The organism is Actinoplanes sp. G11-F43 (assembly GCF_050589265.1).
Classification (GTDB): Bacteria; Actinomycetota; Actinomycetes; order Mycobacteriales; family Micromonosporaceae; genus Actinoplanes.
The window spans coordinates 82,800-108,988 of the sequence record NZ_JBNZCE010000024.1 but is presented as its reverse complement, the minus strand read 5'-3'; the positions used below and the strand labels follow the sequence as shown (position 1 = coordinate 108,988).

Genomic DNA, 26,189 nt, shown 5'->3' with positions numbered 1-26,189 from the left:
TCTGAGTTGTCTTCTGTCCCGTGCCGCGCTCTGGTCGGCCCTCGCCGGGGCGCCGATTCGGTCCCAGATCTCGGAGGATCTGCCACCGGAAAGTGCCGGCCTCCTCGGTCGGTGACTCGCTCACGGTCGATCTCTTCCATAAGCGACCGCAAATCTGCGATCTTGGTCGATTCACTGTCGAGATGAGTCTTTCTCTGGGCTGCTGGCCCGTCCGCGGTCAATTCCCCGCGCGAGTGTCCGCCTTCCGGCCTCGGACCTGGCCGATCTTGGTGGATTTACCACCGTTTCCGGTGGTAAATCCACCAAGATCTGTGCACAAAGGGTCGTCCGCGCGAGGGATTGACCGCAAGTGATCAGGCAGCTGAGAACAAGAGTCATTTCGGTGGAAAATCGACTAATATATGTTCGGGCCGCCCGTGCGAGGAACTGGCCGCGAGCGATTTGGTGACCAGGAAAAGACCCAAATGACGGTAAATGAGCCAATGCGTGGGGAGATGTGTGCGGGGAGACGTGTGCGCGGGAAGATGACGGCGCATGGTCAGGCCGCCGTGGATGAGACTCCAGTGTGGTGACTTTCGGGCGGTTGATCACCGGCCTGGGCTGCCGCGACTGGGAGGATGTGATCGTGGCGGATTTCGATGGGTTGCTTCCTCGGCAACGGACCCCACTGGACTATCTCAACCTGGTTGACGATCCTCGGCTGGATCGCCATGGATTGACGCTGCTCGCGGCCAGCCCGTACTCCTTCGTCCGCGACGCCGTGGCCCACTCGCCGCGCGCCGACGCGGCGACGCTGGCCGCGATCCCGCTGGCCGATCTGAACCGCTGGACCCGCAACCGCGTTCTCGCCGCGATCGCCCGTCACCCGAACGCCAACCGCGGGACCCTGCTGCATGTGCTGCGCGAAACGTCGGCCGCACTCGAACGCCCTGGCGAACGCCCGTATGCCGCGGCCCTGGCCCTGGCCACCCGCCCCGAACTCGCCGAGGCCGAGGTATCACCCCTGATGACCAGGCCCAACGCGTCCCGGCGGATGGCCGGTGGCTTACGCCGAGCCTTGGCGACCCGAACCGCCGCGGTCCACCGCTAGGCGGCTGGCCGGCGGGCTCGGCTGACCCTGGCGACCCGAAACCGCTGTGATCCACCATCAGCCCGAGTGTGCCGAATCGAGCGGCTTCCGCAGCGAGGGCGGCTCACCCCGGATGGCTCTTCTTTGAACAATTCGCACGAGAGGCCACGGTGACGGTGAGGTGCGGAAGGTGATCTAGGAGGGCGGGGTTCACCACCGTGATCATGCCGACGCCGGCGGAGGCCGCGATGGTCAGCAGGTTGTCGGTGCTGTCGAGTTCGATCCGGTGCGGGCCGCGGTGACCGGGGGAGCCCTAACGGGAAGTGGTTCCGCGGATTCTGGGGATGTTGTGTTTACCGCGGGAGTCGCCGCGTTGCGGCCCGGTGAAATCTTTCGATGTCTATCGGATGTCCGCGCAGCCCGGTCCGTCGGCGAGCCCGTCGACGACGCGGTACCGCGAGATGTCGCCGTGCACGTAACCGGTCAGTTGTGTGATGGAGGTCGGCGTCTTCCCGGTGTTCATCAGGTACCCGACGATCGCGGTGTCCACGGTTCGGCAGGTGGCCTGGTCGGCGACGGATTGGGCGCGTGACTCCAGCTGTCGTGGGTTCAACGCAGCGTAAGAAACGCCGACAATACTCACTGCGATGGCACTGGTCATAGCTAGTTCGATCAAACGCACTACCGCAGGCTAGTCATGATCACTGATCGTAGGCCAGTGGACCTTTCGGCTGAGATCAACAACGCTGAGTGATGATCAGTGGGGCGAATGAATAGACGTGAGGCACCCGGAAGGTGGTATTTTGGTTACTCGCAGCAACGGTCTGATCACGCTGGAGGATCCCATGCGTCGTGCCGCTGTCGTTCTCGCCGTCGTTCTCGCCGGCCTCTGGATCGCCGCCCCCGCCCAGGCTTTCGCGCACAACGCCGTGCACAACCCGGCCCTGCACACGCTGCTCGACGGGCTGACACTCCTGGTCGCGTCCGCCCCGGTGTGGACGGCACTGCTCTGGGCCGGCGGGCGCCGCTGGCTGCTCGCGGCTCTGATCGGGGTGGTGCAGATCCCGGTCGCGGTCATCGGGTTCGTGCCGATCGCGAACCCGTACCTGCATCTCACCCTGTTCGGCATCGCCCTCGGGCTGACCGCCGTCTCGTTGCGGGTGGTCCGCGCCCAGGCCCGGGAGGCGGCAGCCGTTCCGACCGCCGGCTGAGGCCGGGCGAACATCGGATGGCCGGAACCTCTCAGAGTCCCGGTCATCCGATGTGATGTCGGCGTAACCTCGCCGTCAGTGAGCCTGCCCACAATGAACCCGTGGTGCACGAGACGATGATGCCGATCAACGGCATCGAGATGTGCGTGGAGACCTTCGGCGAGCCCACCGAGCCCCCGCTGCTGCTCCTGGCCGCGGACGCCAGCTCGATGGACTGGTGGGACGACGAGTTCTGCCGGCGACTGGCCGCCGGCGGCCGGTTCGTGGTCCGCTACGACCACCGGGACACCGGCCGGTCCACCTCCTACCCAGCCGGGGCGCCGGACTATTCGGGTGCCGACCTGATGGAGGACGCGCTCGGCGTGCTCGACGCGCTGCGCCTGCCGGCCGCTCACCTGGTCGGCTTCTCGTTCGGGGGCGCGCTCGCCCAGCGGATGGCCGTCCACCACCCGTCGCGGGTGCTCAGTCTGACGTTGATCGCCGCGGCCGTCGACGACATCGCGGCCGAGCCGGCGACGGTCACCCTGAGCTGCCCTCTCACGGTTTCCGCGTCCCGGGTCACCACCGGCTTGCGTACGGTCGAAGCCCGCCCGTCCACCGACGAGACCGACTGGTCGAACCGCAAATCCGCGGTGTCCCGCATGATCGACGAGGTGCGCGCCCGGGGCGGTCCGTTCACTCCGGAGGAACCACACCTGCGCCGCCTGGCCGAACGGGTCTTCGACCGCTCCACGGACCTGGCCGCCACCCGTCTCAACCACCGCCTGGCCGGGTACGGCCCACCGGTCCGCGATCTGCTGTGCACCATCGAGACCCCCACCGTCGTCCTGCACGGCACTCTGGACCGCCGCTTCCCCGCCGACCACCCGGAGGAGTTGGCCCGCAGCATCCCCGGAGCCCGCCTGGTCTGGCTGGACGGGGTAGGCCACGAACTCCCACCCCGAGCGGTCTGGAACCAGGTCCTGGACGAGATCCTCGACCTGGCCGCCTGATCGCTCCCGCCTACGCGGTCCGACGCTCTCCCGCGGACCAGGCCGGAATCGAGCGCCGCCTGGGCGGTGCCGAGGGCGGCCAGTGCGAACGGGCTGGTTGATCGGCTGTGCGACCATCGCCCGGTGCGGATCTCTGGCTCGGCCGGGACGGACCGGCTCGGCCGGCTGGTCCTCGTTCCCGTGGCGGTGCTCACCGCTGCTCTGCTCGCTCTTCATCAGGTGATTCCCGGCGGCCGTCTGCTGCCCACCTTCCTCCCGTGGCTCGGTCTGGTCGTTCCGGTGCTGGCCGGTTTCGCGCTCTGGCGGCGGTCCCGGCCCGCGCTGATCGCCCCGGTGCTGCCGTTGGCAGCCTGGCTGGCGGTCTTCGGCGGGCACCTGATCCCGGACGGCCAGACCCGGTCCGATCTGGTCGCGGTCCAGCACAACGCCAGCGACGAGAACCTCGACCCGGCCGGTACGGTCCGGACACTCCTGGCCGCCGGGCCCGACCTGGTGGCGCTGGAGGAGGTCACCCCCGAGGCGCTTCCGGCCTACCTCGCCGCCTTCCCTGCCGAGTACTCCCATCACGCCGCCCACGGCACCGTCGCGCTCTGGTCCCGGTTCCCGCTCGCCGAGGCCGCGCCGCTGGACATCCGGCCGGCCGCGTTCGGCCCGGACTGGAACCGGGGCCTGCGCGCGGTCGCCCGCACCCCACGCGGTGACATCGCCGTCTACGTCGCCCACCTGCCGTCGATCCGTCCCGGCCCCACCGGTCTCCGCACCGGGAACCGCGACGACAGCGTCACCCGCCTGGCCGAGGCCCTGAAATCCGAGCCGGCCGAACGCGTCATCCTCCTCGGCGACCTGAACGCCACCACCCGCGACCACGGCCTGGAACCGCTCACCTCCCTCCTGAACACCGACGAGTCCGACTTCGCCTTCACCTTCCCGACCGCCCTGCCGATCGCCCGCATCGACCACGTGATGGCCCGTGGGATGACCGTGACCGCGGTCCGGACCCTCCCGCGCACCGGCAGCGACCACCTCCCGATCGCCGCCGACCTGACCTCGTGACCTGTGCCGGTGACGCCCGCGCGCCTCTGACCGACCCCCGATATGTGCCGGCCGACGACGTGCGGCAGTGGACCCGGGACACGGCGGACCCCGCGTCCCGGGTGACGGCCGGACGGCGCGACTTCCGGCCGTGACTCTGATCAGAGGCTGCGTCGCAGGGTCAGGCCCGCCGCGACCGAGCCCACCGTCATCGCCAGGTAGAAGGCCACCACGCTGACTCCGGAGAGCAGCGAGACCGCGGTCAGCACCGACAACGCCAGGAACAAGCCGGTCGCCGGGCCGGCCACCAGCAGCCACGCCGCCGCCTTCTCGGTGCGGGTCCACGCTGGGGACCGGGACACGATCAGCATCGCCGCGGCCTGTGCCGCCCCGGGCAGCACCAGCGCCCCACCGGCCAGCAAGCCGATCGCCGCCCGCTCGGAGCCGCGACCGGTCCGGCCCGGTCCGGACGCCACGGACGACGGCGCGATCGCTGACGCCCCTGATGGCCCGGCCGGCGGAACAGTCGACGGCCCGGCTGGGGCGACCGGCAACCGTAGATGCGTCGGAGTGCCGCTTCGCCGGACCGCCGCGACCAACTGGTCGGGTGGGCCCAGCCGGCTCACTGCCTCGGATCGCCCGCCGACCAGGTCCTGGCGCATCGCCAGGTAGCCGGCCACGGTGTTCATCAGGTCGTCGCGGACCTCTGGTGGCAGATCCTCCCCGGCCGCCCACAGCTCGGCCAGATAATCGAGAACGAGAACGTCGCCGGTGGTCGGTACGGCCGTCGTCATGTCAGCCCCTTCATGCCCGTCGGGAACCGGTGCGGACAGTTTTCCCTCCGGGACCACCGGCGCGCATCGGTCCATGGTGGTACTTCCGGGCTTGCCATATCGGCCTCAGGTAGTACTCCGGGAGTATGAGAAGAGGAGGATGAGGAGCATGCGCCTGGTCTCCCTGCTGCCGTCCGCCACCGAGATCGTCTACGCCCTCGGACTCGAGGACGACCTGGTCGGCGTCACGTTCGAGTGCGACGAACCGGCCGAGGCCCGCACCACCCGGGCGGTGGTGGTCGGCGGGCGCGACACCAGCGGCATGACCCCCGCCGAGATCGACACCTACGTGCGGACCCAGCTGTCCGCCGGTGGCGATCTCTACACACTGCACGCGGACGCCCTCGCCGGCCTGGCCCCCGATCTCATCCTCACCCAGGACCTGTGCCGGGTGTGCGCGCTGCCGTCGGGGCATGTGGACGAGGCACTGGCCCATCTCGGCTGCCGGGCCGAGGTACTGTCGCTGGACCCGTACCGTCTGGACGATGTGCTCGACACGTTCCTCCAGGTGGCCGCGGCGGTGGGCGTACCGGCGAGGGGTGTCGACCTGGTCGTTGATCTGAAGGAGCGGCTGGGCCGGGTGGCCGCGGCGGTCGCGGGGCGGGACCGGCCGAGGGTGGCGGTGGTGGAGTGGGTGGATCCGCCGTTCACCGCCGGTCACTGGGTGCCCGACCTGATCGACGCCGCCGGGGGTGAGGCGGTCGCGGCCCGGCCCGGACAGCGGTCGGTGCCGGTCAGCTGGGCCGAACTGGCCGCTCCCCGGCCGGAGATCGTGCTGGTCACGCCTTGCGGCTACCACCTGGACGGTGCGGTCCGCCAGGCGGAGACGGTGGTCCGGCACTTCCCCGGCGCCCAGGTCTGGGCGATCGACGGCGACGGATTGGTGGTACGCCCGGGACCCCGCCTGATCAGCGGCGTCGAGGCGATCGCTGCCGTGCTCCATCCCGGAACCGTGCCGGAGGCGCCACCCGGGACCGTGCAGCGGGTCGCCTGAACGTCATCCACAGGAGCGAGTTATCCACAGGAGCGCGATCCGGCGAACGGCACCCGCCCCGGGCGTCCTACGATCGGGAGCGAACACCGGACATGACGGAAACGGGTGACGATGGAGACGTTGGAGTTCCAGGCGGAGGCGCGCCAGCTACTGCAGTTGATGGTCCACTCGATCTATTCGAACAAGGACATCTTCCTGCGGGAGCTCATCTCGAACGCTTCCGACGCGCTGGACAAACTGCGCCTGGCGAAGCTGCAGGACGGCCTCGAGGCGGACACCTCCGACCTGCACATCGAGATCGAGGCGGACGCCGAGGCGCGCACACTGACCGTTCGCGACAACGGCATCGGCATGACTCGTGACGAGGTCGTCGAGCTGATCGGCACGATCGCCAAATCCGGCACGGCGGAGCTGCTCGGCAAGCTCAAGGAGGCCAAGGAGAGCCCCGAGCTGATCGGCCAGTTCGGTGTCGGCTTCTACTCGACCTTCATGGTCGCCGACAAGGTCACGCTGCTGACCCGCAAGGCCGGCACCGAGGGCCACGGAACCCGATGGGAGTCCGAGGGCGCCGGCACCTTCACCATCGAGGACGCCGAGGACGCGCCGGTCGGCACCACGGTGACCATGCACCTGCGTCCCAAGGACGAGGACGACGCCCTCTACGACTACACCGACGAGTGGAAGATCAAGGAGATCGTCAAGCGGTACTCCGACTTCATCTCGTTCCCGATCCGCAAGGGCGACGAGGTCCTCAACTCGCAGAAGGCGCTGTGGGCGCGCCCGCGCAGCGAGGTCACCGAGGAGGAGTACCACCAGTTCTACCGGCACATCAGCCACGACTGGACCGACCCGCTCGAGATCATCACGATGAAGGCGGAGGGCACCTTCGAGTACGAGGCGCTCCTCTTCATCCCGTCCCGGGCCCCGCACGACCTGTTCCAGCGTGACGCCCGCCGTGGTCTGCAGCTCTACGTCAAGCGCGTCTTCATCATGGACGACAGCAAGGAGCTGATCCCGGACTACCTGCGGTTCGTCAAGGGTGTGGTGGACGCGGCCGACCTGTCGCTGAACATCTCCCGCGAGATCCTGCAGCAGGACCGGCACATCCAGATGATCCGGCGCCGGCTGGTCAAGAAGGTGCTGTCCACCATCAAGGACCTGATGACCAGCGACGCGGAGAAGTACGCGACGTTCTGGCGCGAGTTCGGCCGGGCGGTCAAGGAGGGTCTGCTCGCCGAGCCGGACAACCACAAGCCGATCCTGGAGATCGCCTCGTTCGCCACCACCGAGGGGACCGAGCCGACCACGCTCGCCGCCTACGTGGAGCGGATGAAGGAGGGGCAGGAGGAGATCTACTACCTGACCGGTGAGAACCGGACCCAGGTGGAGAACTCGCCGCACATGGAGGCGTTCTCGGCCCAGGGGTACGAGGTGCTGATCCTCACCGATCCGGTCGACGAGATCTGGACCGATGTGGTCACCGAGTTCGACGGCAAGAAGCTGCGGTCGATCGCCCGGGGGTCCGTCGACCTGCCCAAGGACGAGGAGAAGCCGGAGCCGGAGGGGGACTTCGGGCCGCTGCTCGGGTTCCTCGGGACCAAGCTGGAGGAGCAGGTCAAGGAGGTGCGGCTGTCGCATCGTCTGACCACCTCGGCTGCCTGCCTGGTCAGCGATTCCGATGACATCACTCCGGCTCTGGAGAAGATGTACCGGGCGATGGGTCAGGACGGTCCCCGGGTCAAGCGGATCCTTGAGCTGAACCCGAATCACCCGCTGGTTTCGGGGCTTCGGGCTGCTCATGAGCGTGGGGCCGATGATCCGGGGCTGCCGGATACCGCTGAGCTTCTCTATGGGACGGCTCTTCTGGCCGAGGGTGGGGATCTTGAGGATCCTGCTCGGTTCGCCAAGCTCTTGGCTGATCGGCTGGCTCGGACGGTTTAGGCCCCTGATCGGGGCGGTTTTGGGGGGGGGGGGGGGGGGGGNTCTTGGCTGATCGGCTGGCTCGGACGGTTTAGGCCCCTGATCGGGGCGGTTTTGGGGGCGGCGGTGGCCACTCCGGGCGGTCAGGCTTGATCCCTCCGTGGCCACCGCCGCCCCCAAAACCTCGGTTGGCCTTTTGCTTTCGGTCTGCCGGCTATCGAGACCTTTTGGGGGTACGGATGACGGGTTCGCGGCGAACGGGGCGTTCTGTTTCGTCCGCGTGAGGTTCGCGGTGGACCGGATCGTTCGGCGGGCGCCGGGCGAATGCGGTGGTTGTCGGACTGACGCGCGGGTTGTCGGACTGACGCGGTGGTTGCTGGGCTGATGCGGTGGTTTCGGGGGTGTCAGCCTGTGTGGTGGTGTTCGGGTTGGAGGGCCTTCAGCCAGGATCTGGGGCCTGTGTGGGCTACCCGGACTGCGGCTGTTGCGGAGGCCTGCGTGATTGCGGCCTCCAAGTGGGCGCCGTTGGCCAGGGCTACGGCCAAGGCGCCGTGGAAGGCGTCTCCGGCTCCGGCGGTGTCCAGCGCGTTCACCTGGGGGACGGGGACCTCGCCGGTTTCCCCTGCGGTGAACCAGCGGACCGGGGCGGGGCCGTGGGTGATCACGACGTGAGGGGCCGCTATCGCCCGGGCTGTAGCCTCGTCGCCGCTGGTGGTGGCTTGGGGGTGGCGGAAGTCGGCTGAGCAGGCGACTGTCTCGGCGTAGGGGAAGAGATCGGTGAAGACCGGGCGCCAGCTGCCGGCGTCTATCAGGAGGCGTCGGGCGGCTCGGGCGGCCGCCAGGGCCAGGGTGGGGTGATGGCCGTCCACCAGGGTCAGGTCTGCTTCCGGCAGGCCCCCGGCCGGCAACTGTGCCTCGGTGGCGCCGGCGTTGCGGCTCACGATGGTTCGTTCGCCTGTGGTGGCGTGGACCGTCACCGCGGAGACCGGCGGGGGAGTCTCGGCGTCGGGGGTGGCGTCCAGCACTGTGATGCCGTGGGACTCCAGGTCGGCTCTCGCCAGAGCGCCCAACGGGTGTCCGCCCAGTGCTGTCAGCAGGGTTATCCGAGTGTTCCGGGATCGGGTCAGGGCTGCTGCCGTGATCGCGGCGTTGGCTGCCGGGCCGCCAGCCGCCAGGTCCACCGAATCGGACTGGATCTTCTCGTCGGCGGCGGGGAAACGGGTCACCCGCTGGATCAGGTCGACTGTGGTCAAACCGGTGAAGAGCAGGTGCACGGGTCAGCCGCCGTTGAAGAGCTCTACGAAGAACGTGCCGATGTTGCGGAAGATGTCGGCCACACCCTGGCCGATGCCCCGGGCCACCTCGGCGGCCGGACCGGGGTTCGTGCCTATCCAGAAGACGATCAGGAACAGCAGGACCCAGCCGAGGATCTTCTTCATGGGATAACGATCCTCCGCGAGCCGCCGGTGCCGAATGCCACCCAAGATCGTGGCACAAGGTCGCAATGAGCGTGTCCTGGCGCGCCGACCGTACAGAATCTGGAAGTTGATTGCTTTTGGCAGTTACTCTCAAAACATGGTTGCTTTCAGGAACGAACCCGATCGGCGGCGGTGGTACGCGCTGGCGGCACTCGCGCTCGCCACCGTGGCGATCGGGCTGGACAGCACTGTGCTCAGCGTCGCGCTGCCGACGCTCGCCGACGACCTCGGCGCGACCACTGCCGACCTGCAGTGGTTCACCACCTCCTACCTCCTGGTGCTGGCCGCGGCGCTGCTGCCGGCCGGCATGCTCGGAGACCGGTACGGGCGCAAGAGACTCCTGCTGGCCGCGATGGTGATCTTCGGAGTGGCGTCGACGGCCTGCGCGCTGGCCGGGACCACCGGGCAATTGATCGCGGCGCGGGCGGCGCTCGGGCTCGGATCGGCGATCATCATGTCGCTGATCGGAGCCACCCTCACCGTCCTCTTCGACGATCAGGAACGGCCACGGGCGATGACCGTCTGGATCACCGCCAACGCGCTCGGCATCCCACTCGGGCCACTGCTCGGCGGCTGGCTGCTGGACCACTTCCACTGGGGATCGGTGTTCCTGATCAACCTGCCGATCGTCGCGCTGGGACTGGCCGCGGTGGCGTTGCTGGTGACCGAGTCGTACGGGGACCGCGGGCGCCGGTTCGACATCCCCGGCATCGTGCTGTCCACGACAGGGCTGGTGGTTCTGACGTACGGGATGATCGAAATCGGTGATCGGGGATGGAGTGACCGGACCGCCCTCGCCGCCGTCGTCCTCGGGGTCGTCGCGCTCGGCGCGCTGATCGGCTGGCAGCGCCGGGCCACCGCGCCGCTGATCGACCTGGCCCTGTTCCGCAACCGGTCGTTCACCGGTGGCACCCTGATCGCCACCATCGCCGGATTCGCGCTGTTCGGGCTGCTGTTCGCGCTGCCGCAACTGTTCCAGGCGGTCTATGGCGCGGACGCGTTCGGCACCGGGCTCCGCCTGCTGCCGATCATCGGCGGCCTGATGATCGGAGCGCGTGCGGGGGAGTGGCTGGCCGGGCGGTTCGGGCCGAAACCGGTGATCGCCTCCGGTCTGGCGCTGATCGCCGGGAGCCTCGCCGTGGGTGCCGCCACCACTACGGCGGACACCGGGTACGGAGCGATCGCCGCCTGGATCACCATGACCGGAATCGGACTCGGCTGCACCATGCCGGTCGCGATGAACGTCACCATCGGCACCCTGGACACCGAACGCGGCGGAGTCGGCAACGCGCTGATCCAGTCGATCCGGCAGGTCGGCAGCGCGATCGGGGTGGCCGTGCTGGGCATGGTCCTCAACGCCGGCTACCGCGACGGGCTGCCCGCCGGGGCGCCGGACGCCTTGCGGGACAGTGTCTCGGCCGGTGTCGCCGACGCCGGTGACTCGGTGACGCTCGCCGCGGTGCGGGACGCCTACGTGCACGGGATGAACGTGTCGCTGGCGGTCGCCGGCGTGGTCGCGGTGGCCGGTGTGGTGCTCGCGATGACGGTGCTGCCCGGCCGTACCTCGCGGAGAGGCCTGGCAGAATCGGTCCCATGACCGCACCCCCGACCGGCTTGCGTGAACGGAAGAAGGCGAAGACCCGGGCCGCCATCCGCGAGAACGCGATGCGCCTGTTCGAGGAGCAGGGGTTCGCGGCGACCACCGTGGAGCAGATCGCGGAGGCGGCCGAGGTCTCGCCGAGCACCTTCTTCCGCTACTTCCCGGCCAAGGAGGACGTGATCCTGGTCGACGACGTGGACGCGGTGCTGGTCGAGGGGATCCGCACCCAGCCGCCGGAGGTGCCGCCGGTGGAGGCGATCCGGGCGGCGATGCGTGCCGTGGTCAGCGAGATGAGCCCGGAGACGTGGGAGTTCGAGCGGCGGCGGCAACTGCTGGTGCTCGGCGTCCCGGAGTTGCGGGCCCGGATGCTGCAGCAGATGACCGGCTCGATCGACCTGATCGCCGGGGTGATCGCCGAACGGGCCGGGCTGCCCGCCGGCGACTTCTCGGCCCGGGTGGCGGCGGGCGCGGCGATCGGCGCGATGCTCTCGGTGCTGCCGGCGGACGGGATGGTCCCGGCCGAGGGCGTGACCCTCGGTGACTATCAGCGCATCGAGCAGGCGCTCACGCTGCTCCAGCAGGGTCTTCCGCTGGGTCCGCGGTAGGAGTCGGCGCGGCGGGCGAGACAGGGCTTGCATCGGCAGTCTTGAATGGTCGACGTCACTGTAGCCGAACACGTGAGGTTTGCCCGTGCGTCGCACCGCAGTACTTCTCGCCGTACCCCTGCTCCTGCTGGGCGTGCCGCAACCGGCCGCCGCGCAGTCACCGAAACCGTCGCCGACCATCGCCTGGGGCCCCTGCGCCCCCGAGGAGGAAGCCCCGGAGCGGGTGGTCTGCGCCGAGATCGACGTGCCCGTCGACTGGCGTAAGCCGAAGGGCCCGACGATCACCATCGCGCTCGCCAAACTGCCCGCCACCGACCAGAGCCGGCGGATCGGCCCACTGCTGATCAACCCGGGTGGGCCCGGCGGCTCCGGCGTGAGCTTCGCCTTCGGGGCCGCCGACTCGTTCTCGCCGGCGATCACCGACCGGTTCGACATCATCGGGTTCGACCCGCGTGGTCAGGCCCGCAGCAACGTGATCAACTGTGACAGCGACGCCGTCTCGGCGCAGGGCGCGCTGCTCTACCCGAAGAGCAGAGCCGAGTTCAGCGCACTGCGCGCGGCCAACAAGGCCCTGGTGCGGACCTGCAGCGAGCTGTCCGGGCCGCTGGTCGAGTTCGCCGACACCGCCAGCGTGGCCCGCGACATGGACGCCATCCGGGCCGGGCTGGGCGACCGGAAGATCAGCTACTACGGCGTCTCGTACGGGACGATGATCGGCCAGCAGTACGCGGAGCTGTTCCCCGAGCGGATCCGGGCGATGACTCTCGACTCGAACATGGATCACGCGCAGAACATCGTGAGCTACCAGAAGTGGGAGACGCTCGCGATGGAGGAATCGTTCCTCCAGTTCACCGCCTGGTGCGACCGGACCGAGACGTGCGCACTGCACGAGCGGGGCGCCCTCGCCTACTTCGACGAGCTGTACGCCAAGGCCGAAGCCGGTGAACTCGTCGTCGAGGACTGGCAGGTCACGCCGGAGGACCTGACCGGGCTGGTATTCGGCTACCTCTACGACCCGGCGAGCTGGTTCTGGCTCGCCGAGGACCTGCTCTGGGTCGGTGGCGAGTCCACCACCGTCGACGGGGCCCGGGTGCGCGGAGTGCCGGTGCCCAACGGGTACCTGCCGGTGATGTGCTCCGACTTCCGGTTCGAGGTCGGCTCCTACACCGCGCTGCGTGCCCTGGAGAAGGCCCAGAACCGGCTCGCGCCGCACACCAGATTCAACCCGCTGGCGTGGACCGACCTGACCGGATGCCAGAACTGGCCGTACGGCGTCACCAACCCGCCGCACCAGCTCAAGGCGTCCAAGAAGCTGCCGGCGATCCTGATCGCCAACAGCCGGTACGACGTGGCCACCCCCTACCAATGGGGCACCAGCCTGGCCAGGCAGCTGCCCAGTTCCACGTTCCTCACCTACGACGGGGTCGGGCACGGCACCTACTGGCTCAGCGGCTGCGCCCGGAATGCCATCGACACCTATCTGGTCGAGCGGCGTACCCCGGCCAAGGGCACCCACTGCCCGGCGGTCTTCCCGGAGCCGGCACCGATCAGCGCCAAGTCGGGCGTCCAGAACCCGCTCACGCCGGGATTGAGAGGTGTTACCGCGGGGTAGTCGTGGCCGCATGACGGAGACCATCACCGATGCGGGCACCGCCCAGCTCGTCGTTGCGGCGGTGCTCGGCATCGTGGCCGTCGTGCTGCTCATCGCCTGGGCCAAGTGGCATCCCTTCCTGGCCCTGATCGCCGGAGCCGGCGTCCTCGGACTCACCGCGGGCGCCGCTCCGGCGGACACCGTCGAGTCGTTCACCACCGGCCTCGGCACCACGGCCGGTGGGGTCGGCGTCCTGATCGCGCTCGGCTCCATGGTGGGTGCGCTGCTCGCCGAATCCGGCGGAGCCGACGGGATCGTGAACCGGATCGTCAACGGGGTCTCCGGAGCGGCCCTGCCCTGGGCCATGGCCGGAGTGGCGGCTCTGATCGGACTGCCGCTGTTCTTCGAGGTCGGCGTGGTTCTGCTGGTGCCGATCGTGTTGCTGGTCGCCCGGCGTACCGACGTGGGCCTGTTGCGACTCGGGATCCCGGCGCTGGCCGGTCTCTCCGTGCTGCACGGACTGGTCCCGCCGCACCCCGGGCCGCTCGTCGCCATCGACAGCCTGCAGGCCGACCTCGGGCTCACCCTGATGCTCGGCCTGGTCTGTGCGATTCCCACGGTGATCATCGCGGGGCCGGTCTTCGGGAACTTCATCGCCAAGCGGGTCCCCCTGCCGGTGCCCGCGACGGCCGGCGGCGGCTCCCTGGATGACGGTGACGCCGGGCGGCCGGCCGGTGGGCGGGACTTCGTCGACCGGGACGACATCGCCGACCCGGTCGCGCCCGGCAAGAGTGTCGACGAGCAGATCGGGCCGCGCCGCAACCCCGGCTTCTGGCCGGCCGTGCTGACCGTGCTGCTCCCGGTCGTGCTGATGCTCGCCCGCGGCGTCGCCGAACTCTTCCTCAACGAGGGCACCGCCCTCCGCGACCTCCTCGAAGTCATCGGCGAACCGGTGGTGGCCCTGCTCGCCGGCGTCCTCGTGGCGATGTGGGCGCTCGGCCGGCGCGCCGGATTCGACCGCAAGGAGACCAACGCGGTCCTCGGCGGGGCGCTGCCGCCGATCGCCGGGATCCTGCTCATCGTCGCCGCCGGTGGCGGCTTCAAGCAGGTCCTGGTGGACGCCGGGGTCGGCAACGTGATCGCCGACGCGGCCCGGGACGCCAACATCAACGCGCTGCTGCTGGGCTTCCTGGTCGCGGTCGGCATCCGGGTCGCCACCGGCTCGGCCACCGTCGCCACCATCACCGCGGCCGGCATCGTCGCCCCGCTCGCCACCACCCTGGACCGGCCCGAGGTGTCGCTGCTGGCCCTGGCGATCGGCGCCGGATCGCTGTTCTTCTCGCACGTGAACGACGCCGGGTTCTGGATGGTCAAGGAGTACTTCGGGATGACCGTCGGCCAGACCATCAAGACGTGGTCGGTGATGGAGACGATCATCTCGGTGGTCGGCTTCGCCTGCGTCATGCTCCTCTCACTGGTGGTGTGACGGTCACGGGCCGGGCCTCCGGGTCCGGCCCGTTGACGGCGCGGCCCCCGTCGACCGGCAGGACCGCGCCGTTCACGAAGCCGGGGGCCAGCAGGAACGCGACAGCGGCCGCCACCTCCTCGGCTGTCCCCGGGCGGCCGAGCGGATGCAGGGCGGCCATGTCGGCGTCCACACCCGGGTTCGCGGCCCGGAACTCCTCGTAACGGCCGGTCACGATCGACCCCAGGGCCACCGCGTTCGCCCGGATCCCGGCCGGCCCGTGATCCACGGCGACCGCCCTGGTCAGGCCCTCGACGGCGGCTTTCGCGGTGGCGTACGGCAGGGCGCCCCGGACCGGCCGCTGCGCCTGGTGCGAGGAGACGTTGACGATCGCGCCGCCCCGGCCGTACGACAGGAAGTGGTTGATCGCGGTGTGGCAACCGGTCACCGCGAGGGCCAGGTTCGCGGTGATCAGCTCCAGGACCTGGGGCGCGGTGCTGCCGGCCAGGCCCGCGTCCCGGAAGATCGCGGCGTTGTTGACCCAGCCGGTCAGCGGGCCGGCCCGCTCGGCGGTGTCGGCGGCACGCCGGGCGACCGCGGGGTCGGCGGCGTCCCCGGACACCAGGGTGACCCGGTCATGATTCCAGTCGAGCCGGTCGGCGACGTCCAGGACGATCACGTGCCCGTCGGCGGCGAGCCGTTCGGCGATCGCCCGCCCGATCCCCTGAGCGCCGCCGGTGACCACATATGTCATCAGTCCATCGTGCCGGGCGGGCATGGTGTCCGGAAACGGTGGTGCCTTTACAGTGAGCCGCGAGATGTGTCGATGACGGACCAGGGGGACCTTTTCGATGGCCGACGTTGTCTCCACCCGCGCGGACCGTGCGGAGGATGACGCCCCGGTGCCCGCCGCGGGTGATGCGGGACGGCTCGCCCGGCTGCGGGGTGCGGCAGCCGCGGCGGCCCCCGCCATCGGGCTGTACCTGCTGATCCGGCTGATCAGCCTCCAGGTGATGTATGTGCTGGCCGAGCACGCGCACGCCCGCGATCCGGACCGGGACGTCTTCCCGGACGGGTCGACCGGCAACCACTGGCAGAAGTTCACCTCGTTCATGGACGCGCTGCTGTCCTGGGACGCGCGGTGGTATACGAAGATCGCCACCAGTGGACTGGGCGGGCCGGTGGGTGCCGTCGACGCCGACGGTGTGCCGTACGAGCTGCGCCTGGTCTTCTTCCCGCTCTATCCGTGGCTGGCCCGGCCGCTCGCCGAGCTGCCGTTCGTCACCCCGGTCGGCGCGCTGCTGTTCATCTCGTTCGTGTCGGCGATCGCCGCGGCCTGGGGCCTGTACGCGATCGGCCGCCACGTGCACAGCCACAAGGTGGGCATTCTGCTGGCCGCGGTCTGGGCGGTCGCACCGGCCGCGATGACCCAGAACGGCGCGTTCACCGAATCACTGTTCACCGCGCTGTCCGCCTGGGCGCTGTACGCCGTGCTCAAGGAACGCTGGCTGCTCGCCGGCCTGCTCGCCGGGGTGAGCGGGCTCAGCCGCCCGACCGCCGCCGCCCTGATCGGCACGGTCGGCCTGGCGGCGCTGGTGGCGGCGTTCTCCCGGCGCGGGGGCTGGCGCCCGTACGCGGCGATGGTCCTCGCCCCGTCCGGCCTGCTCGCCTACCTGGCGTTCGCGTCCAGCAAGCTGGGCGGTGTCGGCGCGTACTTCGACATCCACGCCCAGACGTTCGGCGCCTGGTGGGACTACGGCGAGAACCACTGGAACATGATCACCGACATCCTGATCGGCGTCGACGACGACAACGCGGCCAAGCCGATCCGGGTGCTGTCGTTCCTCTTCATGGCCGCGTTCGTGGTGATGTTCCTCCTGCTGGTCAACCGGGCTCCGTGGCCGTTGACGGTGTTCGCCGCGGTGACCCTGATCCTGTCGATCGGCGGCCACGCCCACCTGTCGATGGCCGGCCGCCACCTGCTCCCCGCCTTCCCGATCCTGCTGGTCCCGGCCCTGGCCCTGGCCCGCTTCCGCACCCGCGACATCGCCGTCACGCTGGCCTTCCTGGCCCTGCTGTCCGGCTGGTACGCCGGCTGGCTCCCGTTCATCTCCGGCCAGGCCATCTAACCGAGATCAACGTCAACCCCGTCGCTCCGGTACGCCCGGGGAAGCCCTTCGCCGAATCCACGGCCCCCGTGGCCACCGCGCGAGGTCCGCGTCCCCCCGGGCCGACCCGCGACCGCCGGGCCGGATGCGGTGGTCACCGTCCGGGCCGCCGCGGCGTGCCGCTCCAGCCGGGCGGCTCGGCTCCGCCCCGGTAGGGGGGCACGAAATCCACCAGGATCGCGGCTCGGTGGGTCGCCCGCGGGGAAAACGGGGTGCGAGGGGAGGAGCCCGGTGGTGACCATGGGGTGGTGTGGGGGATGCCGTTCTTCGATGTGCTGGGTGATGCTCGGCGGGTGCTCATCGCGGGGGCCGGCGGTGGGTTCGACGTCTATGCCGGGTTGCCGCTCGCGCTCCGGTTGATGGCCGACGGGCGGAGTGTGCACTTCGCCAGTCTGTCGATCGTCAACCTCTACGGGCTGGACAAGAAGGTCTGGGTGGAACCCGGGGTCGCGGCCGTGGGGGCCGGGGACCGGCTTCCCGGGGACTACTTTCCGGAGGGGACACTGGCCCGGTGGCTGGAGCTGCACGGGCTGCCGTCCACCGTCCACGCGTTTCCGCGGACCGGGGTGCGGCCGCTGCGCAACGCCTACCGGCGGCTGGTCAGACGTCTCGACCTGGACGCCGTCGTGCTCGTCGACGGGGGCACCGACATCCTGCTGCGCGGGGACGAGGCCGCTCTGGGCACCCCGGTCGAGGACGCCACCAGTCTCGCCGCGGTGGCCGCCACCCCGGTGGCCGTCAAGGTGGTGGCGTCGATCGGGTTCGGGGTGGACGCCTATCACGGGGTCGACCACGTCCAGGTGCTGGAGAACATCGCCGCCCTGGACCGGGACGGCGCCTATCTGGGGGCGTTCAGTGTGCCGTCGCACGGGCGGGAGGCGGCTCTCTACCGTGATGCCGTCGAGCACGCCCGCGCACACACCCCGGGCCGGGCCAGCATCGTGAACGGGCAGATCGCGGCTGCCCTGACCGGTGCGGCCGGGGACGCGCCCGTGGAGGGGATCACCGGTGACGTGCCGTTGTTCGTCAATCCGCTGATGGCCGTCTACTTCACGTTCGACCTGGCGGGGCTGGCGGCCCGGTCGCTCTATCTGGACCGGATCCGCGGCACCGACGACATGCTGCAGGTCAGTCACCTGATCGAGCGCTTCCGGGACGAGATCGAGCCCCGCCCGCGCCGGGTGTTCCCGCACTGAGGGCCGGGCCGCCGTGGACCGTCGCATCCGCCCGGCGGCCGCCGGGCGGTCCGGGGCCGGGACGATCTCGCGGGGACGAGGCGGGGAGGTGTGGTCCGGCGAAGGGGATCCCGGAACGTACCGGATATCGATTCGGGAAAGGCCGGCCGGGTGGTACTACCATGGCGGCAGCCCCGGGAGGTTCCGATGTGGAGTCCGCAGCGGCGGATCGCCGTCCTCACCAGCCTGTCCGTGCTCGCCGGCACCGTGGTCGGCCTGCTCACCAACATCGTCACCGACCGGCCCGGCCCGGCCGTCGCCGGTGGGCTCGCGGTGGCCGTCGTCGCGGCCGTCGTCCTGGCCGTGCTCCAGGCCCGGGCCGGCACGCCCGGGCCGGACGCCGACCACGTGCAGCTCGCCGACCGGGGCCGGATCGCGGACACCCACGTCGACGTCGGCCCCGGCCAGGCCGCCCGCACCCGGCAGGAGGCCCGCGACGGCGGCTCCATCACCGGCAGCAGCATCGTGATCCGGTCCCATCCCGAACAGTCGCCGCCGCCGTCCGGCCCGGCCCTGCCGCGGTGAGCGCGGTGACCTTCGTCGACCGGGAGGACGCGCTGGCGGCGTACGACCGGTTCCTCGCCGGGCCGGCCGGGACGGTGCTGGCCTTCGCCGGCATGTCCGGCCTCGGCAAGTCCTACCTGCTGGCCGAGCTGACCCGGCGGACCGGCGCGGCCCGGGCCCGGGTGATCGACCTGGAGACGCTGGTGCTCGCCGGCGCGGTGCCCGGTGAGCCCGCCGACATCGCGTTCGCGCTCGCCGACACGATCGCCACGGTGGCCGAGGAGTGGGCCGGCGCCCGGTTCCGGCGGTACCGGGCGGCCCGGCAGCGCGCCGACACGGCCCTGGCCGAGGCGTACACGACGGTCCCCTCGGTCAGTCTGGTCGCCACCGACGGCGCCCGGCTGGACCGGGTCGCGGTCACCGTGGTCACCGACCCGGTGGCGGTCCGGGCCGCCGGCATCCGCTCACTGCACCGCGACCACCTGGCCCGCGCCCTCGCCGACGACCTCGCCGCCCACCGGACCACCGGGCGGGTGCTTCTGCTGGACAGTGTCGAACGGCTGCCCCACCTCGACGAGGCGGACGGGCAATCGTCCTGGTTCCTGGCCACCCTGCTGCCCCGGCTGACCGGCGCCGGACTGCGCGTGGTGCTGGCCGGCCGGGAGGTGCCGTCCGGCACCCCGACCGTGCCGCTGCGGGAGTGGGCGCCGGGCCACACCGCCGAACTGCTCGCCGCCCGCGGCCTCACCGACCCGGATCTCGCCGCCGCCATCCACCGCACCTGCGGCGGCCTGCCCGGCTGGGTGGACCTGGCCGCCGCCGCGGTGGACGCGGCCCGCGACTCCGGCACCGGCCTGACCGCCGACGAGATCGCCCGCCGGGCGGCCACCCATCCGGTGCGGCGCTGGCTGCCCGAGGTCTTCCTGGACCGGCTGCCCCCGGCCGTGCACGCCGTGGTGACCGCGGCGGCGGTGCCCCGGACGGTCGGCCGCGCCACCGTCGCCGCGCTGCTCGACGGGGTGCCGGACGGCGACGGCTGGTTCACCGCGCTGGACCGGTACGCGTTCGTGCGCACCGAGACCGCACCCGACGGCCAGGTGGTCCGCACCCTGCATCCGCTGGTGCGCACCGCGCTGCTGGAGAGCCTGCGCCGGGACGACCCGGAGACCCTGACCCGCCTGCACCGGCGGGCTCGCGCCCACTTCGCCCGGATCGGCTCCCCGGTCGACGAGCGGTACCACGCCATCGCGCTGCGCGACCCGGCCGCGCTGGCCGGCTGGCGGCTGTGGTGCGACGACGCGGTGGCCTCCGCCGACTTCGCCCGCGCCCGCACCGCGCTCGACCTGGTGCTCGCCCCGGAGCAGCGGGCCGTCCTGCTGACCGCCGACCCGGGCGCGGTCGTCGACGGCGAACTGACCGCCGCGGTGGTCAGCCGGTTCACCGGCCGCCGCGGGGAGGCCGCCGCGCACCTGGCCGAAGCGGAACGGCTCGGCGACCGGACCACCATGGTCACCGTCGCGCTGGAACGCGCCCGGCTGGCCCTCGGCGACAGCCGGATCGACGACGGGCTCGGCGAGGCCCGGGTCGCCCTGCAGATCGCCGAGGACCTCGGCCTGACCGGTGAGGCCGGCGACGCCCACGACCTGCTCGGCGACCTGAGCCTGCGGGCCGGGGACCCGGCCGCCGCCGAACGGCACCTGGCCGCGGCGATCGCCGCCCACCGGCTGGCCGGCATCCCGATCGGCGAGGCCAACGCGCTGCTCTCGCTGGGCGGCCTGGTGCTGCGCACCGGAAGCCACACCCGCGCCCGGGACCTGCTGACCGAGGCCCTGGCCCGCTACGTCGAGGCCGGCCGGCGCGGCGGGCAGGCCGACGCGCACCTGCTGCTCGGCCAGGCCGCCCAGTACGCCGGGGACGTCCGGGCGGCCGGCACCCACCTGCGGACCGCGCTGCGTCTCAACGAGGCGATCGGCGACGAACTCGGGACGGCCAACTGCCGCTACCGGCTCGCCGAGCACACCACCGGCACCGACCCGGCCGCCGCCGAGACCGAGTTCGGCGCGCTGCGCGAGGAATACCAACGCCTCGGCGACCGGCTCGGGGCCGCCAACGCGCTGCGCGGCCTGGCCACCGTCGCCCTGCGCCGCCGCGACTTCATCACCGCGGCACGATGGCTGGAGGAGGCCGAGACCGCCTACCGGGAGCTGGACTCCGAGTACGGCGTCGCGATGTGCCGCTACCTGCGCGGGCGCCTGATGATCGACACGTCCGACCCGTCCGAGGCGGCCCGGCTGCTCACCCTGGCCGTCGACGGGCTGAACCGGGTCGAGGACCGGCCGCTGCGCGCGCACGCCACCATGCTGCTGGCCACCGTGCACATCGACAGTGGCGCGGTCAGCCAGGGAGAGACGCTGCTACGGGAGGCCCGCGACGACATCGCCGCCACCCGGCCCGGCGACCTCGGGCCGCTCGACGAGGCGCTGGCCCGGATCGAACACGACCGGCGCGACACCGGCGACCGGCTCGGCGCGCTCGCACCCGGGCCGCGGCTGCTGCTCGACCTGATCGCGCTGGTGCACGTGGCGGACGCGTACTCGTACGTCATCGCCGGGGTCTGGGAACCGCTGTGGGGCCAGGTGTTCCCGGGCCGGCGCGGGCCCGCCCTCACCACCGCCCTGGGCGCCCTCACCGGGGCCGGGCTGATCACCGCGGTCACCGAGCCGACCCCCGACGTCGGCCCGGTCACCCGCTACTCCTTCGCCGACCCCGCCCTGCGGCCGCTGGCCCGGGACGCGGTCGACGCGGTCCGCCGCGACCTGATCAACGAGCTGATGACCGCCGCCTGGATGCAGGTCTTCCTCGGCACCCGGCACGCGCCGACCGGAGTCACCGAGCGGGCCGGGCTGGGCATCGCCCTCTACTCGCTGGAACGGCACGACCACGACACCGCCTGGACCGCACTGCGGGACACCCTGCCGATCGCGGCGCGACGGGGCGACACCCGGGAGGTGCTCGGGATGATGCGGGAGACCGCGATGCGGGCCGGCAATCCCGAGTGGTACGCGACGTACGCGGTGGCCGCCGCCGGTGACCTGGACAGCGCGGCCGGGCTGCTGGACGGCACGTCCGGCCACGACGACACGATCGCCGCCGAACTCCACCGCCGGCTGCTCGCCGACCACCGGCCCGCCGACGCCCTCACCCTGGCCGACACCTGGGCCGGACGGTCCGAGGGCGCCGCGCACGCCCGGTGGCTCGACCGGCGGGCCCGCAGCCTGTACGCCCTCGGCCGGCACGACGACGTGGTCACCGCGGTCCGGGAGGGGCTCGCCGCCGTCGACCGGTCGGCCGCCGGCCTCGACGACGCCGACCGGCTGCGGGTGTCGCTGCTGCACTGCGCGGTCGGCGCGGCGAAGGCGGTGCACGACTGGGACCGCTCACTGGACCTCAACGAGCGGATCCAGCACCTGCTGTTCGCGGCCGGCGCCGACGAGCACGAGCGGGCGTACTACCGGTTCAGCGACAACGCCGCCCTGATGGAACTGGGCCGCTTCGACGAGTGCGCGCAACTGCTGGACCGGGTCGGCCGGATCTTCGCCCAGCACGGGGACGAGACGATGACCGCCGCCGTCGACGGGGCCCGCGCCCTGCTGAACGCCCGGCGCGGACGGCCCGGGGCGGCCCTGGAACCGGACCGGGAGGCGCTGCGCCGGGCCTACACCGCCCGCGATCCGCGGGGCGCCGCCCGGCTGCACGTCAACTACGCCAACCATCTGCGCGCCGCCGGTGGTGAGGCGGCCGTCCGGGTGGCGCACCGGATCGCCGCCGCGGTCCTCTACGACCTGACCGGCGACGCCACCGAGGCGGCCCGGGCGATCACCGCGGCCCGCGCCGAGTCCACCCGGCCACCCGACGCGGACACCATCGCCGGGGTGCTGACCCGTGATCCCGGCGTCGACCTGCGGGCCCTGCTCGGCACGCTGAAACCGGACGCGGCCGACAGCGAGAACGCCGTCGGCCGCATCCTGCGATCCGTCCGCGAGGGTTAGGACACCGCCGCCGGGGTCGGCAGCAGCCGCTCGACCACGTCGGTCATGGTGGCCACCGCCGGGCCGTCCGGGGTGGTCACCACCACCAGGTGGTGGCGGGTGGTGCGCATGGTGGCGAGCGCCTCGTACACCAGAGTCGTGCTCTCCATCACCAGCACGTCCCGCATCACCTCGCCGGCCGTCCGGTCGTCCGGCTGGTCCATGGTGTCGCGCACGTGCACCACACCGACCGCCGCGCCGTCACGCAGCACCACCACCCGCAGGTGGCCCGAGTCGCGGGCCGCAGCCCGGACCGCGACCAGCGTGTCGGACGCCTCCACCGCGGTCAGCCCGCGCCGCGGGCCGGTCAGGTCGGCCAGGGTCAGCTGGTCCAGGTCGAGGGCGTCGGTGAGCTGCGCCGAGTACGACGCGTCCAGCGCTCCCACGTTCGCCGAGTGCTCCACCAGGTGGCGCAGGTCGGACGCGTTCTGGCCGGTGGCCACGGTGTCCCGGGGCTCGACACCGACCTTGCGCAGGCACCAGTTGGCACTGGCGTTCAGGCCGCGCAGCACCGGGCGGGTCAGCCACATGAACCCGCGCATCGGCAGGGCCAGGGCGATCGCGGTGTTCTCCGGGTGGGCGATGGCGTACGACTTCGGGGCCATCTCCCCGATCACCAGGTGCAGGAAGGTGACCACCAGCAGGGCCAGCGCGAACCCGGACGCGTCGGCGGCCCAGCCGGGTGCCCCCCACGACTCGAAGATCGGGGTGAGCGTGTGGCTGACCGCCGGTTTGGTGATCGCGCCGAGGCCGAGCGCGGCCGCGGTGATACCCAGCTGGCAGCCGGCCAGCAGCACGGTCAGCTCGTCGAAGCTGCGCACCGCCGCCCGCGCCGACCGGCCGGAGCGTTCCTCCAGGCGGTGCCGGCGGACCGCCAGCAGCGCGAACTCGGCGGCCACGAAGAACGCGCTGAGCGCGATCAGCAGGACAGTCACGATCACGACGGTCATCGGCTCTCCTCCGTCCGCACCTTCACCAGCGACGGCACGTGCCGTTCCAGTTCCATCACCTCGAGCTCCAGGGCCACCTCACCGAGGTCGACCCGGGCGGTGGCGCCCGGTGTGGGCAGCTCCCCGACCAGTTCGATGACCAGCCCGGCCAGGGTCTCGCTGTCCGACTCGGGCAGGTCGTGGCCGATGGTGCGCTCCACCTCGTCCAGCGGCAGCGCGCCGGTCAGCTTCCAGCTGCCGTCCGCGGCGGCCGGCCCGGCGACCGCGCCGGTGGTGGCGGTGTCGTCGTGCTCGTCCTCGATCTCGCCGACCAGCTCCTCGGCCAGGTCCTCGACGGTCACCACGCCGGCCAGGCCGCCGTGTTCGTCGAGCACACAGGCGAGCTGGGCCTTGCGCTCGGTCAGGGTCTGCACCACCCGGGGCAGCGGCATGGTCGTCGGGACCAGCACCGGCTCGCGCATGATGCCGGCCACCGTGCCGTCCCCGGACCGGTCGGCGGCGAGCAGATCGGCCAGGTGCACCACCCCGACCACGTCGTCGCGTTCGTCGAGCACCGGGTAGCGGGAGTGCCCGCCGGCCATCGTGGTCCAGAGCTCGGCCAGGGTCATCCCGGGCTCGACCACGTCGACCCGGGCCCGCGGGATCATCGCGTGGGCGGCGTCCCGGTCCGGGAAGTCCAGCACCCGGTCCAGCAGCACCGACAGGTCGGCGGGCAGGTCACCGGAGTCCCGGGAGTCGCTGACGATGTGTTCCAGGTCGCGGCGGCTGGCCGCGTGCTCCACGTCGTGCACCGGCTCCATCCCGAACAGCCGCAGCAGGGCGTTCGAGGATTTGTCGAAGAAGGCGATCAGCCAGCCGAACACCCGCAGGTAGATCTGGGTGGAGCGGGCCAGCCAGACGGCGACCGGCTCGGGCCGGGAGATGGCCAGGTTCTTCGGGAACAGCTCACCGAACAGCATCTGCACGAACGTCGAGAGCAGCAGCGCGAACGCGGTGCCGATCGCGATGCCGACACCGGACGGGACACCCACCCCGCCCAGCGCGGTGCCGAGCGACTCGCCGATCAGCGGCTCGGCGACGTAGCCGACCAGCAGGGCGGTGATGGTGATCCCGAGTTGTGCCCCGGAGAGCATGAACGAGGTGCGGCGGGTGACCGCCAGGGCCCGGCCGGCGGCGGCGTCACCGGCCGCCTCGCGGGCTTTGAGGCGGGACCGGTCCACCGCCATGTACGCGAATTCCTGAGCCACGAAGTAACCGGTCGCTGCGGTGATCACCAGGATCACCAGCAGTCCCACCAGCAGGGTCAGCACCCACACGGGGGCACGCTCCCCACTCGGTGGGACGGGGGTATCGGATGATGGTCGTCGTCCATCTGGTCGGACGTCCTCCTCTTGTCAGCAAGTGGCGAAAGTGTGCCAGCGTTTGCTGACAGCAACCTGGCAGTTCCGCTCCTGGCTGAGAGGCCCCTCAGTGACCGGTCATCCGCTCCAGGTGCTCCGGGTAGCGGGCGCCGAGCACCTCGACCGCCGCCGTGGCCTCGTCGATCTCCCGCAGGTCACCGGCGGTGAGGTCGAGGCCGGCGGCCCCGATGTTCTCGGCCAGCCGCTCCGGGCGGCGGGTGCCCGGGATCGGCACGATCCACGGATGCTGGGCGAGCAGCCAGGCCAGCGCGACCTGCGCCACCGTGGCGCCCTTGCGCGCGGCGACCGTCCGCAACAGCTCCACCAGGGCCAGATTCGCCTCCCGCGCCTCGGCGCCGAACCGGGGGATGGTGCCGCGGATGTCCCCGTCGGTGAAGGTGGTGCCGGCGTCGATCGCGCCGGTCAGGAAACCCTTGCCGAGCGGGCTGTACGGCACCAGCCCGATGCCCAGCTCCGCGCAGAGCGGCAGGATCTCCGCCTCGGGGCGCTTCCACCACAGCGAGTACTCGTTCTGCAGGGCGGTCACCGGCTGCACCGCGTGCGCGCGGCGCACCGTGGCGGCGGCGGCCTCGGACATCCCGAAGTGACGCACCTTGCCGGCCGCGATCAGCTCCCGGACGGTGCCGGCCACCTCCTCGATCGGCACGTCCGGGTCGACCCGGTGCTGGTAGAACAGGTCGATGCGGTCGGTGCGCAGCCGTTTCAGCGAGGCGTCGGCGACCGCCCGGATCCGGGCCGGGCTGCTGTCCAGCCCGGTCTGCCGGCCCGCACCGTCGAAGGCGAAACCGAACTTGGTGGCGATCACCACCTGATCGCGGACCGGCTGGAGGGCCTCGCCGACCAGTTCCTCGTTGACGAACGGCCCGTACACCTCGGCGGTGTCGACGAACGTGACGCCGCTGTCGACGGCGTGCCGCAGCAGGGCGATGTTGGCGTCCCGGTCCGGTCCGGGACCGTAACTCTGGCTCATGCCCATCGCCCCGAACCCGATGGCCGACACTTCCAGACCCGGCCCGAGCGTACGACTTCTCAT

Annotated in this window: 22 protein-coding genes; 14 read left to right on the top strand and 8 right to left on the bottom strand. The window is 71.4% G+C overall.

The genetic code is table 11. The annotated features are described in order from the left end of the window. Window positions 1-583 precede the first annotated feature (583 nt). Window positions 584-1,090, top strand: coding sequence for a hypothetical protein (locus tag ACQ0O7_RS27605; protein WP_430785836.1), 507 nt, complete (start codon window positions 584-586; stop codon window positions 1,088-1,090). 379 nt (window positions 1,091-1,469) lie between these two features. Here the strand turns inward: ACQ0O7_RS27605 and ACQ0O7_RS27600 are convergent, their stop codons facing one another. Then, a complete protein-coding gene (locus ACQ0O7_RS27600) occupies window positions 1,470-1,682 on the bottom strand; it encodes a hypothetical protein (protein WP_430785834.1) in 213 nt (70 codons plus the stop codon). A gap of 232 nt (window positions 1,683-1,914) precedes the next feature. Between ACQ0O7_RS27600 and ACQ0O7_RS27595 the strand changes: the two genes are divergently transcribed. The 3 genes from ACQ0O7_RS27595 to ACQ0O7_RS27585 all read left to right on the top strand — a co-directional run bounded on the left by ACQ0O7_RS27595 (window position 1,915) and on the right by ACQ0O7_RS27585 (window position 4,325). Next, on the top strand, window positions 1,915-2,280 hold the full coding sequence (locus tag ACQ0O7_RS27595) for a hypothetical protein (protein WP_430785832.1): 366 nt from the start codon (window positions 1,915-1,917) through the stop codon (window positions 2,278-2,280). A 101-nt stretch (window positions 2,281-2,381) separates the two neighbouring features. After that, complete coding sequence (locus ACQ0O7_RS27590) at window positions 2,382-3,272, top strand: alpha/beta fold hydrolase (RefSeq protein WP_430785830.1); 891 nt, start codon at window positions 2,382-2,384, stop codon at window positions 3,270-3,272. Window positions 3,273-3,395: 123 nt separating this feature from the next. Beyond that, window positions 3,396-4,325, top strand: coding sequence for an endonuclease/exonuclease/phosphatase family protein (locus tag ACQ0O7_RS27585; RefSeq protein ID WP_430785828.1), 930 nt, complete (start codon window positions 3,396-3,398; stop codon window positions 4,323-4,325). A gap of 140 nt (window positions 4,326-4,465) precedes the next feature. On the opposite strand, the gene ACQ0O7_RS27580 is transcribed toward ACQ0O7_RS27585, so the two are convergent. Further along, complete coding sequence (locus tag ACQ0O7_RS27580; protein WP_430785826.1) at window positions 4,466-5,098, bottom strand: HAAS signaling domain-containing protein; 633 nt, start codon at window positions 5,096-5,098, stop codon at window positions 4,466-4,468. 139 nt (window positions 5,099-5,237) lie between these two features. Between ACQ0O7_RS27580 and ACQ0O7_RS27575 the strand changes: the two genes are divergently transcribed. Together ACQ0O7_RS27575 and htpG are read left to right on the top strand one after the other, a co-directional pair. Beyond that, complete coding sequence (locus ACQ0O7_RS27575) at window positions 5,238-6,131, top strand: ABC transporter substrate-binding protein (protein ID WP_430785824.1); 894 nt, start codon at window positions 5,238-5,240, stop codon at window positions 6,129-6,131. Between the two features lie 105 nt (window positions 6,132-6,236). Beyond that, window positions 6,237-8,072 (top strand): molecular chaperone HtpG, encoded by a 1,836-nt coding sequence (gene htpG, locus ACQ0O7_RS27570; RefSeq protein WP_430785822.1) that lies wholly within the window; start codon window positions 6,237-6,239, stop codon window positions 8,070-8,072. Between the two features lie 383 nt (window positions 8,073-8,455). Here the strand turns inward: htpG and ACQ0O7_RS27565 are convergent, their stop codons facing one another. Beyond that, window positions 8,456-9,325, bottom strand: coding sequence for a PfkB family carbohydrate kinase (locus ACQ0O7_RS27565; protein ID WP_430785820.1), 870 nt, complete (start codon window positions 9,323-9,325; stop codon window positions 8,456-8,458). 3 nt (window positions 9,326-9,328) lie between these two features. Then, window positions 9,329-9,490: a hypothetical protein gene (locus ACQ0O7_RS27560; protein ID WP_430785818.1), complete on the bottom strand. Its 162-nt coding sequence runs from the start codon at window positions 9,488-9,490 to the stop codon at window positions 9,329-9,331. Between the two features lie 136 nt (window positions 9,491-9,626). Between ACQ0O7_RS27560 and ACQ0O7_RS27555 the strand changes: the two genes are divergently transcribed. The 4 genes from ACQ0O7_RS27555 to ACQ0O7_RS27540 all read left to right on the top strand — a co-directional run bounded on the left by ACQ0O7_RS27555 (window position 9,627) and on the right by ACQ0O7_RS27540 (window position 14,811). Beyond that, the gene (locus tag ACQ0O7_RS27555) at window positions 9,627-11,126 is read left to right on the top strand and encodes a DHA2 family efflux MFS transporter permease subunit (RefSeq protein ID WP_430785816.1); all 1,500 of its coding nucleotides are present in this window, start codon (window positions 9,627-9,629) and stop codon (window positions 11,124-11,126) included. After that, window positions 11,123-11,734 carry a TetR family transcriptional regulator gene (locus ACQ0O7_RS27550; protein WP_430785814.1) on the top strand — a complete coding sequence of 204 codons (612 nt, stop codon included), beginning with the start codon at window positions 11,123-11,125 and terminating at the stop codon, window positions 11,732-11,734. Before ACQ0O7_RS27555 ends, ACQ0O7_RS27550 begins: the two co-directional genes overlap by 4 nt. A gap of 85 nt (window positions 11,735-11,819) precedes the next feature. Next, complete coding sequence (locus ACQ0O7_RS27545; RefSeq protein WP_430785812.1) at window positions 11,820-13,346, top strand: alpha/beta hydrolase; 1,527 nt, start codon at window positions 11,820-11,822, stop codon at window positions 13,344-13,346. Window positions 13,347-13,356: 10 nt separating this feature from the next. Beyond that, window positions 13,357-14,811, top strand: coding sequence for a GntP family permease (locus tag ACQ0O7_RS27540; protein ID WP_430785810.1), 1,455 nt, complete (start codon window positions 13,357-13,359; stop codon window positions 14,809-14,811). On the opposite strand, the gene ACQ0O7_RS27535 is transcribed toward ACQ0O7_RS27540, so the two are convergent. Continuing rightward, window positions 14,786-15,544, bottom strand: coding sequence for an SDR family NAD(P)-dependent oxidoreductase (locus tag ACQ0O7_RS27535; protein WP_430785808.1), 759 nt, complete (start codon window positions 15,542-15,544; stop codon window positions 14,786-14,788). The two genes, ACQ0O7_RS27540 and ACQ0O7_RS27535, sit on opposite strands and share 26 nt — an antisense overlap. Before the next feature lie 97 nt (window positions 15,545-15,641). Between ACQ0O7_RS27535 and ACQ0O7_RS27530 the strand changes: the two genes are divergently transcribed. The 4 genes from ACQ0O7_RS27530 (at window position 15,642) to ACQ0O7_RS27515 (ending at window position 22,746) form a co-directional block, all read left to right on the top strand. Then, window positions 15,642-16,919: a glycosyltransferase family 39 protein gene (locus tag ACQ0O7_RS27530; protein ID WP_430785806.1), complete on the top strand. Its 1,278-nt coding sequence runs from the start codon at window positions 15,642-15,644 to the stop codon at window positions 16,917-16,919. 296 nt (window positions 16,920-17,215) lie between these two features. Beyond that, entirely contained in the window at window positions 17,216-18,154 is a 939-nt protein-coding gene (locus ACQ0O7_RS27525; protein WP_430785804.1) for a DUF1152 domain-containing protein, read from the top strand. A 186-nt stretch (window positions 18,155-18,340) separates the two neighbouring features. Then, window positions 18,341-18,718 (top strand): hypothetical protein, encoded by a 378-nt coding sequence (locus ACQ0O7_RS27520; protein ID WP_430785802.1) that lies wholly within the window; start codon window positions 18,341-18,343, stop codon window positions 18,716-18,718. A gap of 5 nt (window positions 18,719-18,723) precedes the next feature. Next, entirely contained in the window at window positions 18,724-22,746 is a 4,023-nt protein-coding gene (locus tag ACQ0O7_RS27515; protein ID WP_430785800.1) for a hypothetical protein, read from the top strand. Here ACQ0O7_RS27515 and ACQ0O7_RS27510 read toward each other — a convergent pair. From ACQ0O7_RS27510 to ACQ0O7_RS27500, 3 genes are all read right to left on the bottom strand, one after another. Then, window positions 22,743-23,735: a hemolysin family protein gene (locus tag ACQ0O7_RS27510; RefSeq protein WP_430785798.1), complete on the bottom strand. Its 993-nt coding sequence runs from the start codon at window positions 23,733-23,735 to the stop codon at window positions 22,743-22,745. The genes ACQ0O7_RS27515 and ACQ0O7_RS27510 overlap by 4 nt on opposite strands. Beyond that, the gene (locus ACQ0O7_RS27505; protein ID WP_430785796.1) at window positions 23,732-25,051 is read right to left on the bottom strand and encodes a hemolysin family protein; all 1,320 of its coding nucleotides are present in this window, start codon (window positions 25,049-25,051) and stop codon (window positions 23,732-23,734) included. The genes ACQ0O7_RS27510 and ACQ0O7_RS27505 overlap by 4 nt, the downstream gene beginning before the upstream one ends. 151 nt (window positions 25,052-25,202) lie before the next feature. Then, window positions 25,203-26,189 (bottom strand): aldo/keto reductase, encoded by a 987-nt coding sequence (locus ACQ0O7_RS27500; protein WP_430785794.1) that lies wholly within the window; start codon window positions 26,187-26,189, stop codon window positions 25,203-25,205.